This is a genomic window from Comamonas sp. CAH-2 (assembly GCF_009668305.1).
Taxonomy (GTDB): Bacteria; Pseudomonadota; Gammaproteobacteria; order Burkholderiales; family Burkholderiaceae_C; genus Comamonas; species Comamonas aquatica.
The window spans coordinates 1-14,022 of record NZ_VSWF01000010.1; the positions used below are offsets into that span (position 1 = coordinate 1).

Below are 14,022 nucleotides of genomic sequence, written 5' to 3' on the forward strand. Positions count from 1 at the left end.
GCACCCCAGCACCCCAGCACCCCAGCGATGGTAGGCATGCGCTGCACGGCAAACCCCGAGCACGCTTCGCCAGCGGCGGGATGTGTGGGGAAGCATGACCTCGTCCCTGCAGCCATGCCCCTGTGCTGTGTGCTCTGCATGGCTGGGGCCACATGCTGCCTACGCAGGACCAGCCCCAGTGCATCGTGCAGGGGTCCACAGCGACCACCGTTCATCGTGAGCAAGTGTGAATCAAAAAATCAAAATTCCTAGCAGCTTGCGCTGAATAGATAAGAGTTACCAGCCAAAAACATACAGATCACGCAAGGCGACCATGGCACACAGTTCACTCGACTATGTACTGCCGTTCATCCGTTCGCCCCTATAACGCAACGAATTGCTACAACAACCGCGCAGCCTGCCAGGGAGGGGCAGCGCCCCCTACTCCGAGACATGGCAACGCAGATTCCCGCACGCAGCACGTGCTTGCACCGCATGACGACCGGCGAAAAACGCCTGTCCGAGCGGTTGGAGCAAAAACTCGAAGACGACTACCTGCTTTGGTACGACGTGCCGATTGGCCCCAAGCAGACCCACCCCGATTTTGTGGTGCTGCACCCGCACCGGGGTGCGCTGATCCTGGAAACCAAAGACTGGTACATCAGCACCATCCGCCACGCCAGCCGCGACACGTTCGAAATCCTGGACGCCGGCAGCGGCCAGCCCAAAACCGTCAGCAACCCACTGGTACAGGCGCGCCACTGCGCCATCCAGGTCATCAACGCCCTGCAGCGCGACCCGCAGCTGCAACAGCCCGAGGGGCCCCACCAGGGCCAGCTCATCTTCCCCTGGGGCTATGGCGTGGTCTTCACCCGCATCACCCGCGCCCAGTTTGAGGCCGCAGAACTGGGCCGCGCCATTCCCGAGCGCTTGGTCATCTGCCAGGACGAAATGTTTGAGCACGTGGAGCCCGAGGCCTTTCAAGCACGCCTGTGGGCCATGTTCCCGCACAGCTTTGGCAAAGGCGCCATCACCCTGCCCCAGCTGGACCGCGTGCGCTGGATCCTGTTCCCCGAAGTGCGCGTGCCCCAGCAGCACAGCCTGTTTGACGATGCCAGCGCCGAGGCAGCGGCTGAAAACGCCGCCGAAGAACGCCTGCCCGACCTCATGCGCGTCATGGACCTGCAGCAAGAACAGCTGGCGCGCAGCCTGGGCGACGGTCACCGCGTCATCCATGGCGTCGCCGGTTCGGGCAAAACCATGATCCTCGGCTACCGCGCCGAACACCTGGCCCAAACCCAGGGCCCCGGCAGCAAACCCATTCTGGTGCTCTGCTACAACGAACCCCTGGCCGTCAAACTGGCCGCACAGCTGGACGCCAAAGGCCTGGGCGAGCGCGTGCAGGTGCGCCACTTCCACAAATGGGTGTATGCCCAACTCAAGGCCTACCAGCAACTGCCCGCCTACGCCAAGGACTGGGACGTGGGCCGCAAGATGGAAGCCTATGTGCACGGCCTGATCGCCGCAGTGGACAAAGGCCACATCCCCGCCGGCCAGTACCACGCCATCCTGATCGACGAAGGGCACGACTTTGCGCCCGAATGGCTCAAGCTCATCACCCAGATGGTGGACCCCACCACCAACAGCCTGCTCCTGCTGTACGACGATGCGCAAAGCATTTACCGGCGCAGCGGCAAGATGGGCTTCAGCCTCAAAAGCGTGGGCATCCAGGCCAGCGGGCGCACCACCATCCTCAAAATCAATTACCGCAACACCCGGCAAATCTTGCAGCTGGCCCATCGGGTGGCAGGCAGCCTCCTCCAACCCGAGGATGCCCAGGATGAAGACAGCATCCCCCTGCTCGCCCCGTTGGGCTGCGGGCGCGAAGGGCCAGAGCCCATCGTCATCGACCTGCCCAGCCTGCCAGAGCGCGCCACCAAGATTGCCGAACTGCTGGCCGACCAGCACGCCCAGGGCCACGCCTGGGGCGAGATGGCCGTGCTGTGCCGCGACTGGGACGGCATGGACATCTGCAGCCGCGCCTTGGCCCGCCAAGGCCTGCCCCACCGCGTGCGCAAAAAGGCGGGCGACTTTCAACCGCAAGACAACGCCATCCAGGTCATGACCATGCACGCCAGCAAGGGACTGGAATGGGCGGTGGTGGCAGTTTTAACGTCAAAACCCAAAGAAAACATCAGCCAAGAAGATTTGGAAGTGGAATCTAAATTGGCGTATGTGGCTACAACAAGATCAGTAAATTTACTTATATCGACCTAATATGCTTAGCTTTATTAAAAAGAAAAAAACTTTTGAAGATTTTCCAAAATTATCTAGACAAGAAATTATAAGAAAATCAAGAATTTTGTTTATTGATGATGATGATGACATTACATTAATAGATTTTTTAAGAAGTCAGGGATTTTCTATTGACCATGACAAGAATGGAAATGATCTTAATAAATATGATTCTGGCTTATATGATTTGATAATTCTCGACTATTATGGCGTGGGTACTAATCTAGGAGATAAACATGGTCTTGAATTGATGCGTTATTTGAGCAGAAATAGGAATCCCGCCAGAATTATTGCTTATACATCTAGAAGTCTTTCTGCTAGTGAAGCAGATTTTTTCAAATTATCACACGCTGTTTTAATTAAAGACTTAGGTTTAGCCGACTCTATGGAAGTAATTGAGTCAGAATTAAATCTATGTTTTGACAAAAATTTAATATTTTCAAAAATAATTAAAGAATTAGACATTACGGATAGTCAAAAAATAAATTCCATTAAAGAGAATCTTTACAACGCCATTAATTCATCCGATAAAACCTCTATAGAAAACCACATATTCAAAACTTTACGATTCACTGCAAACAAAGCTGTAGACATTTATTTAGGCAAGATTTTTTGATGAGTATCCCAAAAGTATTTCCAATAATAGAAATTCCCGAGTTCAAAATAAATACAATAGAAAGATTCAAAAAACCATCCGAATGCAATCTAGATGAAGCATGTAAATATTTCTATAATAGATCATTAGATGGTCATCATCTATGCCCCAAAGGATTCTCATCCACCATATTCACATATAGTGCAAAAAGATATGCAATATATGGTTTGATTGTACATCCAAGATTTGATGATCAAAAACAAAGATTGCTTTCAAAAAAATACACAAATAACAAAACATCAATAATTGAAATTAATGAGTATACGAAATCTTTAAGAGAAATAGAAGAAGAAAGAACTAAGCAAATTCTCTCTGGGTTAGAAGTATTCCCTCAAGCATTTCATGAATTAAGAAAACTCAACTCTCTTGTTTTACAAAAGGCAGAAATTGAAATTGGTAGCGGTCACAATACCAAAAATATGAAAGCCATTAAAGGTGCAGCTGAGCTGATAAGAAATAACTTTGACATACTAGAAGCATTATCAAATATTGAAGGGATGAAGGCTCTTCCCAAAGATAATTCTATAAAAATATTTTCTTTGGCTTTTAAAATGAAGAGAATCTTAGAAGATTTAGCTCATAAAAAAGGAATGAGAATATCTGTTGAAGGCGATGTAGAAGCAGAACTAAAAGGAAGCTCAAAATCTTTCCCAATAATATTAGCAACACTCATTGAAAATGCCATAAAATATGGAAGAGATAACTCAGATATTGATGTAACAATAATTAAAAATGAAAAAAGAATTGAAATCTTAATAGAAAATTATTCAGATGAAAATATTGACCCAGAAAGATGCTTTGATCGTGGAATAAGATTTTCAGAAAAAGAGGAAGGCGGTGGATTTGGACTTTTTCTAGCAAAAGAAATTGTAAAAATACACGGTGGAAATATTAAGTGTATATTTAATAAGCCTCTAGTTTCAATGTCGATTATCTTTGATTAATCATGCTCAGCCACATCCTCCTCGGTACCAACGACCTCACCGCCAGCCGCAAGTTCTATGACGCCGTCCTCGGCGTCTTGGGCGCGCCTTCCGCCAGCCACATCCAGGTCAACGGTTTTGAACGCTATGTCTGGGACCACGACGGCACGCGCCTGATGATCGCCACGCCGCGCGATGGCCAGCCCTGCACGCACTACAACGGCTTCACGCTGGGTTTCAAAACCACCTCCATCGAGCAGTTGCACCGTGCGCTGGATGCGGCCCTGGCCCACGGCGGTGTGGCCATCGAAGACCCTGCAGGCTGGCGCAAGGCGCCGGGCAATGACCGCTATCTGGCCTATGTGCGAGACCCGGCCGGGCACAAGCTGTGCCTGATGTTCCGCGAGATCTGGGCACAGCCGGCCCCCGCAGGCACGACGACATAAAACCATAGCTGTCAGCGCACACTGGATAAGCGCTAGAGACCGATTGGATACGCAACACTTCCAACTGAGGTGGCACACCAGCGCGCGTTGCCCGCCGCGCACCCCAGCCCGCATGGCCCCCATGCCTGCGCGGGTGGGCGCCACGCCTACCAACCGCCATAGCACCTAGGTGCTGCCCTTGGTTTGACGGCGACGCGTCCCACCGGCGCGGTGTTGCGCCGGATGGCCCGTCGCTGCGCAGGGGACGCTTTTTCGCAGAGTGCGTTGCCGCGGCTCCGACATGCTCCTTCGCAAGAGGGAACTGGTGCCGTCGCGTGCCCCTGTTGCGCAACGCTCGCTCCGTCCGCGCGGCCTGGCCGCTGTCTGCCCGCATCGCTTGTCGGTGGATGCGCATGGGCCCTTCCCCATCGCACGCTTCCCTGCTCCATCGCCCCCCCAGACTGGGCCAGCATGCACGGGCAGTGGTCCGACCCCCACCAGCACATCACCCGGGCTGCGGCGCCAGAACGCATGGCCTCTGATCTCTCACAAACCGCGGGCACACCGGGGCGGTGCATTTGGGCGTAGCCTTGTGGCTGGCAACCACGCCCACGCACCACCAGAGATGGCCAAGAAATTCCCGATCGCTCCCGCCCACCCCGAGCGCCTGTGCTGGGGCTGCGACCTGTATTGCCCGGCCGATGACCTGCGCTGCGGCAATGGCTCCGACCGCACGCCCCACCCTTGCGAGTTCTGGGGCGACGACTGGGAGCAGCTTCTGGAGGGCACGTCCTCCGAAGTGTTGGATGCCACCCCAACCCAGGCCCAGACACCACCCCACAAGCTGTAAGCCCTGCGCCGCCAGGGTGCAGCGGCCTGCGGCCCCTGCGCTGATCCTTTACAGCAAAAAACACCTCTGGCGCTCACCCAGCCAGCGCCAGCAGCTATCAAAAATAATAGCCTGCATCGCCTGGGTGACGCGCGGCCTGGCTGGGCAAGCGTTAGCATGCGTGCAGGCTGGTGCGCGGCAACGCCCCCAGCCCTCACCCACTACCGCTTACTGAGGAGACACCCCCTATGTTCAGCCACGTCATGCTCGGCGCCAACGACCTGGATGCGTCCGTCAAGTTCTACAACGCCCTGCTGGGCACGCTGGGGGCCAAGCCCGGCGTGCAGGACCGCCACCGTTACTTCTGGCGCCACGCGGGCAACACCTTCAGCGTGACCACGCCCATCAATGGCGAGCCCGCCACGGCGGCCAACGGCTTCACCCTGGGCTTTGCGGCCGAGTCTACCGACCAGGCCCTGCAGGCCTACGAAGCGGCACTGGCTGCAGGCGGCACCGCCATCGAAGACGCCCCCGGCTGGCGCGGCGATGAGCGCATGAAGCTGTTCCTGGCCTATTTGCGCGACCCCGCGGGCAACAAGGTGTGCGTGATGCACCGCCCGCCCAAGGCCTGAGCCTGGCGGCCCCGCCGGACGCACACGCGGCGGGCGCAGGCGCCAGTCGCGCGGTCCACCGCGGTGGCGCCTTTCGACGCACGGCGCCATGGCGCAAAAAAAAAGCCCGCGGCCTTGGCCTGCGGGCTTTTTTGGGGTGTTGGACGGCGACTCTTACGCGATCACCGTGTTACGGCAGAACGTCTCTGCAGCTGTCACTTTTATTTTTCTCTTCGCAGTACACGAAGTGCTGGTGTGAGATACAGCATTGTTTGCGCAAACAACCCGGCAATTATAACCAATAGCCATAAAAAATGTTTTGCAACCTATTTTCGTGGCTATTGACGCAGGGCTTCAGCCCTCGGCCTTGAAGCCGGTGCGCTGCACCACAGGGCCCCATTTGCGCAGGTCCTGCTGCAGCAGCTGGGCAAATTCCGCCTGGCTGGACGCGGTGACGCTGAAGGCCATTTCCGCCAGCGCCTGCTGCAACTTGGGCTGGGCCATGCTGCGGTTGGCGGCGGCGTGCAGGCGCTGCACCAGTTCGGCCGGCGTGCCCTTGGGGGCCAGCAGGCCCATCCATTCGCTGGAGGTCAGATCGCCCAGGCCCTGCTCGGCAAAGGTGGGCACCTGGGGCATCTGCGCAATGCGCTGGGCGCTGCTGACGGCCAGGGTGCGCAGCTTGGGGTTGCCGATCTGGGCCACGGGTTCGCTGACCACGTTGAAGCTGGAGGTGAGCTGGCCCGCCATCACGTCCTGCAGGGCCAGCGCCCCGCCCTTGTAGGGTGCGTGCACATAGTCCACCCCCACGCTGGCGGCAAACATGGCCCCCAGGAAATGCGGCGTGGTGCCGGCGCCGGGCGAGCCGTACGAGGCCATCTGTGGATGGGCCTTGAGCCAGGCGCCAAAATCCTGCAGCGAACGCACGCTGCCCGGCACCAGCGGACCGACGTTGACGCTGTACGGCAAGGCGCACAGCGCGGCCACGGGCACCAGGTCGGTCAGCGGTTGGTAGCTGAGCTTGGTGTAGACATGGGGGTAGATGGTGAGGATGGAGCCGGGCGTGACCAGCAGGGTCAGGCCATCGGGCTTGGCGTTCTTGACGGCCTCGACCGCGATGCGACCGCCCGCGCCGGGGCGGTTGTCCACCAGCACGGGCGCGCCGATCTCGGCCGCCAGCAGTTGCCCCAGCTGGCGCGCCACAAAGTCGGCAGAGCCCCCGGCGGCAAAGCCGACCACCAGCCGCACGGGCTGCCCCTGGGCCCAGCTGCGGCTGGCCGCCCAGGGCGACAAGGTGGTGGTGGACGCTGCGCAAGCAGCCAGCAACTGGCGACGCGAGATCATGGGGGACGGTGCTTTCGGTGAAGAGGGACTGCGCAAGCGGCAGGGGCGCAGGGGGCGCCGCGGCCGATTCTAGGAAGCCTGCACCGACAGGCTGCGCAGAAAGCACCTGGTGCATCGCGCAGCTTTATTGCTTGCAGGGGCGGTGCAATTCGGCTAGCACGCCGTTTATCTGCGCCGCAGCATTGATTCACACAACATCAACGCGCCACGCCATCGCATCACAGCAAGGAAATGCAGCACAGCGGTGGCGCCACCACGCAAAAATTTTGCGCAAAAAGACGCAATAGGCGCTCTCCGCGGTCAATTATTGCAAGCCTGCACCAGCACACCGATCGTTCAGCGTGTCTGCCGCCTGCGCCAGAAATCCTCATCCAATCTGCCTTCAGCGCAGATACAGCCATCGCATACAGCTATGGTTTTCAATACGTTTGACCACCTCCAATGCCGCAGTGCCGCATGCCGGCACTGCGTCTGCACGATACTTGGGCGCTCACTTTCCGGGTGGCCCAGGCAGCCCGGTGTTGTTCACCGCCAGCCGCCAGGGCTGGCCCTGCCCAGGAGCATGCGTGCAATCAGCAAGCGATCAATGGTTTGACGAGGCGTACTACCAGCGCTTTTATTTCGACAAGAAAACCAGCGTGGTGGACCCCGAACACATTGAACGTCTGGGCACGTTTGTCTGCAGCTACCTGAAGTACCTGCGCGTGCCCGTGGCGCGCGTGCTGGATGTGGGCTGCGGCATCGGCCTGTGGCAGCACGTGGTGCAGCAGCAGTTCCCCGGCTGCAGCTACCACGGCGTGGAGTTCAGCGAATACCTGTGCGGCCGCTTCGGCTGGGAGCGCGGCTCGGTCGTGGACTACCAGGCCAGCGAGCCGTTCGACCTGGTGATCTGCCAGGGCGTGCTGCCCTACCTGAGCCCGGCCGACCTGAAGCAAGCGCTGAAGAACCTGGGCCAGCTCTCGCGCGGTGCCCTGTACCTGGAGGCCGTGGCGCGCGAGGACTATGAGCGCGACATCATCGACGAGGATCTGACCGACCCGCGCCTGTTCCGCCACCGCGCCGCGCTGTACCGCCAGGGGCTGTCGGCCAGCTTCAGCGAACTGGGCGGCGGTCTGTGGCTGAGCCGCAAGTCCCAGGTGCCGGTGTTCGAGCTGGAGTGCGCCGGCGGCGGCCACTGAGCCCACGCCCGGCCACCGGGGCGGCAGGTCAAGCGCAGCGCCCCAGCGCCGGTGCACGGCAGCTGCGACAATCGCCGGCTTGCCCATGTCTGCCTCCCCCACCCCCTTTCCCCATGCCGTCGCGCGCCTGCGCGATGCCCGCCTGACGCGCAGCACGCGCCCCTTCCTGGCCCGTGGCGGCCCCAAGGGCGACCGCTGCGAAGGCTGCCGCCTGCGCACCAGCCACTGCATGTGCGCCCTGCGCCCCCACCTGCCCACGCACGCCGGGGTGTGCCTGGTGATGCACGATGCCGAACCGCTCAAGCCCAGCAACACCGGCTGGCTGATCGCCGATGTGGTGCAGGACACCTTTGCCTTCGGCTGGAGCCGCCTAGAGCTGGACCCCGGCCTGCAGGCGCTGCTGCAGGACCCGCAGTGGCAGCCCTACCTGGTGTTCCCGGGGGAGTTTGTCGAGCCGCCCGAGCGCGTCATCCACGCCCTGCCCGAAGCCCAGGCCGACAGCGGCCAGCGGCCGCTGTTCATCCTGCTGGACGCCACCTGGTCCGAGGCGCGCAAGATGTTCCGCAAGAGCCCCTACCTGGACAAGTTTCCGGTACTGAGCCTGCAGCCCGAGCAGTTCTCGCGCTACCAGCTGCGCCGCTCCAAGCGCGAAGACCACTTCTGCACCAGCGAAGTGGCCGCGCTGTGCCTGGAGCTGAGTCAGCACCCGCAGGACGCGCGCGCCGGCCAGGTGCTGGAGCGCTACCTGGAGGTCTACACCCACCACTACCTGTGCGCCAAGAACCAGGTGCCACCCAACCCCCACAGCCCGGCGCACCAGCGCCTGCAGGCTGCGCTGCAGCCTTCGTGAACCCCGGCGGCCGCCATCGCGCCGCCCGGAATTTGCATAACACGGGGATGTCTGAAGCCAGTGGGAGAATGCACCGCCATGGGGCCGGATGTGCTCGGCCCGCCTGCTTGAGTGCCTCGTTCCATGAAGTCTGTGGTGAAGTTTTCCCTGCTGTCGGCGGCCATCGTGGCCGCCGTTTTTTCTGCGGCCGCACACGCGGCCCCCGGCGCCAGCGATTCGCCCACGCTGCAGCGCTGGCAGGCCGGTGGCACCGTGGTGCTGGGCGTGCGCGAAAGCGCCACGCCCATGGCCTATGCGCTGGGCGCCAACGAGAAGTTCGTGGGCTACCACGTGGAGCTGTGCGAGAAGGTGGTGCGCGCCATCGCCCCGCAGGCACAGCTGAAGTACATGGTGCTGACAGCGCAGAACACCATGCCGCTGATCCAGAACGGCACGGCCGACTTCAACTGCGCCAGCATGACCAACAGCCTCAAGCGCCAGGACCAGGTGGCCTTCGGCCTGACCACCTATGTCAGCGAGGTGCGCATGGCCGTGGCCCAGCAGGCGCCCATCACCAGCTTCAAGCAGCTGGACGGCAAGAAGGTGTCGGCCATCACGGGCACCACGGCCGTGCAGATCCTGCGCCGCTATGCGGCCGAGCACAGCATCCAGTTCCAGACCCTGATGGCCAAGGACCAGTTCGAGGCCTTCCTGCTGCTGGAGTCGGGCCGCGTCGACGCCTTTGTGCTGGATGACAACATGCTGGCCGGCGTGATCGCCCAGAGCAAGCACCCCGCGGGCTACAAGATCGTGGGCGAGGTGATCGGTGCGGAGCCGATCGCCATCCAGTTCAGCAAGCAGGACCCGGCCATCAAGCAGGCCGTGGACGGCGCCATCCGCCAGATGATGGCCAACGGCGAGATCGAACGCCTGTACGCCAAGTGGTACACGCAGCCGATCCCGCCCAAGCAGGTGAACCTGAACCTGCCCATGGGCAGCACGCTGAAGAAGCTGCTGGCCCAGCCCAACGACGTACCGGTCGAACAGTTCCAGCCCTGAGCCGGCAGCACCAGCGGCCTGCGGCACGGCAGCTGGCAGCTGGCAGCTGGCTGCTGACAGCTGACAGCTGACAGCTGACAGCATCAATAGCACCAAGCCCAGGCTCTGCCTGGGCTTTGGCCGTTTTGGGCCTTGATGGCTGCGCCGCCCAGGCTGCCCCCGGTACCTGGGCATACCGGTGTCATGCGGTGCCACGATGGTCGGTGGCAAGTGCCAGACCCACCGCTGCAGTGGTGGTGCACGCCGTCGCGGTGCGCCACCGCACGATCTGGCGCGCCGGACTGCGGCAACCCACGATCCCGGGCGACACCCCGCACCGGCTGCCCGCAGGCAGACTCACTGCGCCTTTGGCGCGCGGCACACCGACCTCCCCCATCCGACCCACCGTCCAGGCTTGCCCCCAGGCCTGCGGGCACGCCGGCCATTCGCCCCTGCCTCCGCCCCTTGGACACACGCCACCGCCGTTGAGTTAAAGAACTTGATAGCACTGGGTGTAATCGGCAGTAAGACTAAAATCGAAAAACTCTGTTACCGGGTAGATACCCGAATTGCAGTAGCATCCCTTCGCCATGCTTGCCATGGCAGTGTCTACCGCGCCCAGCGCGCCAGCGGCCCGCCTCCGGCTGCGGACACGGATGCCCTTGGCCATGCCGCCTGCGCGGACAGGCCACCCCCACCACGGCGATGTTCCTGGCGTCCGATCCGGGTCTGCGTGCGGACTGCCCGCGCCCTGGTGGTCGCTGTGCTGTTTTTTCTGCCTGGTCCAGCCCTGGCCTGGACCACCTGACATCAAGAGGTAAGTCGGTTTTGACGGAATTCAAACTGCGCTACAACCCGGCGCTGGACGGCCTGCGAGGGATCGCCATCGTGCTGGTGCTGCTGTCGCATGCCCATGTGCCGCTGTTCGATGGCGCCTTCCTGGGCGTGGACCTGTTCTTTGTGCTCAGCGGCTACCTGATCACCTCGCTGCTGCTGATCGAATGGCACACCGAGGGCCGGCTCGACTACTGGCGTTTTTACCGCCGGCGCTTTTTCCGGCTGATGCCGGCGCTGGCCCTGTTCCTGGCCGCCTATGTGCTGTTCGCACCGCTGTTGTGGCCCGATCTGGATGACATCTACCAGGACGCCCTGGTCTCGCTGCTGTACCTGGCTGACTACGGCATCGCCTTCTTTGACAGCCCGGACACCTTGCTGCACATGTGGTCGCTGGCGGTGGAAGAGCACTTCTACCTGATCTGGCCGCCGCTGCTGGCTTTCCTGGTGCGCAAGGCCGCGCCCGGCAAGCTGTGGCGCACCATCCTGCTGCTGTGGCTACTGGCCTGGGCCTGGCGCATCTTCTGGGTGTTCCAGGGCCAGCAGTTCTACGAGATTTTCTTCCGCTTCGACACCCGGGCCACCGGACTGCTGGCCGGCAGCCTGCTGGCCGCCCTGCTGCACGAGCGCACCGGTTTCGCCGAAGCCATCCAGTCCCGGCTGCACCACCTCATGTGGCTGCCCCTGGCCATCCCCCTGCTGATGTCGCTGGGCTGGGACAACCAGGACGCCATGCTCTGGGGCATCACGGTGGTGGAGTGCGCGGCCATCGTCATCCTGGTGGCCGTGCAACGCCAGGGCCTGGTCTACGACATGCTGACCGCACCGGCCCTGGTGCAGCTGGGCCGCCTGTCCTACGGCATCTACCTGTGGCACTACCCCGTGGTGCGCTACCTGCGGGCCGAGTTCTCGTGGCCCGTGGTGCTGGTGCTGGGTCTGGCCATTTCCGCTGCGCTGGCGGCCCTGTCCTTCTACACGGTGGAGCGCTGGGCCCTGCGCTGGCGCGATGCGCCGCGCAAGGAGCGCCCGACCAGCCTGCCGGCCCACGCCCGGCAGGCCATGCGCTGAGGCCACCGGACCACGGTCCCACCATAAAAAAACCGCCCCAAGAGGCGGTTTTTTTGCAGCTGCAGCAGTGGGTGCGCTTACAGGGTTTTGCCCGCACCGCGGCGGCGCGCCAGCCAGGCGATGATTTCGCCCATCACGCCACGGCGGAAGGCCAGCACGCACAGCACGAAGATGAAGCCGGTGACGATGGTCACGGACTCACCCAGGGTGGTGAACCATTCCACGCCCGTCAGCTTGGCCAGGAAACTGCCAAAGTCGCCGATCTTGTTTTCCAGCGCCACCACGATGGCAGAGCCAACGATGGGGCCGGACAGCGTGCCCATGCCGCCCATCAGCGTCATCAGCACCACGTGGCCGGAAGCCGTCCAGTGCACGTCGGACAGGGTGGCAAAGCCCAGCACCACGGTCTTGAGCGAGCCGGCCAGGCCAGTGATGGCGGCGGACAGCACGAACACCAGCAGCTTGAAGCGGTTCACGTCATAGCCCAGGGAGATGGCGCGGGGCTCGTTCTCCTTGATGGCCTTGAGCACCTGGCCAAACGGCGAGTGCACGGTGCGCACGATGACCAGGAAGCCCAGGACACAGATCACCAGGGCCACGTAGTACATGGTCAGGTCGTTGGCCAGATCGATCACGCCGAACAGCTTGCCGCGCGGCACGCCTTGCAGGCCGTCTTCACCGCCGGTGAACGGGGCTTGCAGACAGACGAAGAACAGCATCTGCGCCAGGGCCAGCGTGATCATGGAAAAGTAGATGCCCTGGCGGCGGATCGCCAGCCAGCCGGCCAGCAGGCCCAGGGCCGCCCCCCCGAGGGTGCCCAGCACGATGCCGACCTCGGGCGTCACACTCCAGACCTTGATGGCATGGCCGGCCATGTAGGCCGCGCCACCCAGGAAGGCCGCATGGCCAAAGGACAGCAGACCGGTATAGCCCAGCAACAGGTTGAAGGCCGAAGCGAACAGTGCAAAGCACATGAGCTTCATGACGAACACGGGATAGGCGCCAAAGAAGGGCGCAACGATCAGGGCCAGCAGCAGCACGCCGTAGCCGATGAAGGAGATTTGCTTGGAATTCATGTGGTGTGCCCCTGCTTATTTCTCTTTGCCGAACAGGCCCGCGGGGCGAATCAGGAGAACGATGACCATGATGACGAACACCACGGTGGAGGAGGCTTCGGGGTAAAACACCTTGGTCAGGCCTTCGATCACGCCCAGCCCCAGGCCGGTGAGGATGGAGCCCATGATGGAGCCCATGCCACCGATCACCACCACGGCGAAGACGATGATGATGAGGTTCTGCCCCATCAGCGGCGTCACCTGGTAGACGGGTGCCGCCAGCACCCCGGCGAAGGCCGCCAGACCCACGCCGAAGGCATAGGTCAGCGTGACCATGACCGGCACATTGATGCCGAAGGCTTCGACCAGGCGCGGGTTTTCCGTGCCGGCGCGCAGGTAGGCCCCGAGGCGGGTCTTTTCGATCACGTACCAGGTGGCCAAGCAGACCACGATGGAGGCCACCACCACCCAGGCCCGGTAGTTGGGCAGGATCATGAAGCCAAGGTTGGTGGCGCCCTCCAGCAGCTCCGGCGTATCGTAGCCCAGGCCCGACACCCCGTAGATGGAGCGGAACACGCCCTCAATCAGCAGCGACAGACCCAGGGTCAGCAGCAGGCCGTAGAGGTGGTCGAGCTTGTAGATCCAGCGCAGCAGGAAGCGCTCGATCAACACCCCGAACGCCCCGACGATGATCGGCGCGAGGATGAGCATCACCCAATAGTTGATGCCGAAGTAGTTCATGGCCATCCAGGTGACCATGGCCCCCAACATGAACAAGGCGCCGTGCGCAAAGTTGATCACGTTGAGCAGGCCGAAGATCACCGCCAGCCCGAGGCTCAAGATCGCATAAAACGAGCCGTTGACCAGCCCCAGCAGAAGCTGGCTGAGCAAGCCCGGTAAAGAAACACCGAAGATTTCCATGAGAGAGACGCTATTGGGTGAACAAGGTGCCCGTCAGTCAC

At 61.1% G+C, this 14,022-nt stretch carries 13 protein-coding genes; 10 read left to right on the forward strand and 3 right to left on the reverse strand.

Annotated elements, in window-relative coordinates:
- The first annotated feature begins 474 nt into the window (after positions 1-474).
- The 6 genes from FYM52_RS08080 to FYM52_RS08105 all read left to right on the forward strand — a co-directional run bounded on the left by FYM52_RS08080 (position 475) and on the right by FYM52_RS08105 (position 5,738).
- Positions 475-2,256, forward strand: coding sequence for a 3'-5' exonuclease (locus FYM52_RS08080; protein WP_154163721.1), 1,782 nt, complete (start codon positions 475-477; stop codon positions 2,254-2,256).
- 1 nt (position 2,257) lies between these two features.
- Complete coding sequence (locus FYM52_RS08085; RefSeq protein WP_154163722.1) at positions 2,258-2,890, forward strand: hypothetical protein; 633 nt, start codon at positions 2,258-2,260, stop codon at positions 2,888-2,890.
- The gene (locus FYM52_RS08090; RefSeq protein WP_154163723.1) at positions 2,890-3,873 is read left to right on the forward strand and encodes a HAMP domain-containing sensor histidine kinase; all 984 of its coding nucleotides are present in this window, start codon (positions 2,890-2,892) and stop codon (positions 3,871-3,873) included. Before FYM52_RS08085 ends, FYM52_RS08090 begins: the two co-directional genes overlap by 1 nt.
- A gap of 2 nt (positions 3,874-3,875) precedes the next feature.
- Positions 3,876-4,298: a VOC family protein gene (locus tag FYM52_RS08095; RefSeq protein ID WP_154163724.1), complete on the forward strand. Its 423-nt coding sequence runs from the start codon at positions 3,876-3,878 to the stop codon at positions 4,296-4,298.
- A gap of 604 nt (positions 4,299-4,902) precedes the next feature.
- Positions 4,903-5,127 carry a DUF3079 domain-containing protein gene (locus FYM52_RS08100; RefSeq protein ID WP_154163725.1) on the forward strand — a complete coding sequence of 75 codons (225 nt, stop codon included), beginning with the start codon at positions 4,903-4,905 and terminating at the stop codon, positions 5,125-5,127.
- A gap of 227 nt (positions 5,128-5,354) precedes the next feature.
- Complete coding sequence (locus FYM52_RS08105) at positions 5,355-5,738, forward strand: VOC family protein (protein WP_043379329.1); 384 nt, start codon at positions 5,355-5,357, stop codon at positions 5,736-5,738.
- Positions 5,739-6,071: 333 nt separating this feature from the next.
- On the opposite strand, the gene FYM52_RS08110 is transcribed toward FYM52_RS08105, so the two are convergent.
- Positions 6,072-7,058: a tripartite tricarboxylate transporter substrate binding protein gene (locus tag FYM52_RS08110; protein WP_043379325.1), complete on the reverse strand. Its 987-nt coding sequence runs from the start codon at positions 7,056-7,058 to the stop codon at positions 6,072-6,074.
- A gap of 566 nt (positions 7,059-7,624) precedes the next feature.
- Between FYM52_RS08110 and FYM52_RS08115 the strand changes: the two genes are divergently transcribed.
- The 4 genes from FYM52_RS08115 to FYM52_RS08130 all read left to right on the forward strand — a co-directional run bounded on the left by FYM52_RS08115 (position 7,625) and on the right by FYM52_RS08130 (position 12,005).
- Positions 7,625-8,236 carry a trans-aconitate 2-methyltransferase gene (locus FYM52_RS08115; protein ID WP_042418807.1) on the forward strand — a complete coding sequence of 204 codons (612 nt, stop codon included), beginning with the start codon at positions 7,625-7,627 and terminating at the stop codon, positions 8,234-8,236.
- An 85-nt stretch (positions 8,237-8,321) separates the two neighbouring features.
- Positions 8,322-9,086: a tRNA-uridine aminocarboxypropyltransferase gene (locus FYM52_RS08120; protein WP_042418730.1), complete on the forward strand. Its 765-nt coding sequence runs from the start codon at positions 8,322-8,324 to the stop codon at positions 9,084-9,086.
- A gap of 123 nt (positions 9,087-9,209) precedes the next feature.
- A complete protein-coding gene (locus FYM52_RS08125; protein WP_154163727.1) occupies positions 9,210-10,124 on the forward strand; it encodes an amino acid ABC transporter substrate-binding protein in 915 nt (304 codons plus the stop codon).
- A 684-nt stretch (positions 10,125-10,808) separates the two neighbouring features.
- Positions 10,809-12,005: an acyltransferase gene (locus FYM52_RS08130; RefSeq protein ID WP_154163728.1), complete on the forward strand. Its 1,197-nt coding sequence runs from the start codon at positions 10,809-10,811 to the stop codon at positions 12,003-12,005.
- Positions 12,006-12,082: 77 nt separating this feature from the next.
- Here FYM52_RS08130 and FYM52_RS08135 read toward each other — a convergent pair whose 3' ends face one another.
- Both FYM52_RS08135 and FYM52_RS08140 read right to left on the reverse strand, forming a co-directional pair.
- On the reverse strand, positions 12,083-13,081 hold the full coding sequence (locus FYM52_RS08135; protein ID WP_042418735.1) for a branched-chain amino acid ABC transporter permease: 999 nt from the start codon (positions 13,079-13,081) through the stop codon (positions 12,083-12,085).
- A gap of 15 nt (positions 13,082-13,096) precedes the next feature.
- A complete protein-coding gene (locus tag FYM52_RS08140) occupies positions 13,097-13,981 on the reverse strand; it encodes a branched-chain amino acid ABC transporter permease (protein ID WP_042418737.1) in 885 nt (294 codons plus the stop codon).
- Between the last annotated feature and the right edge of the window lie 41 nt (positions 13,982-14,022).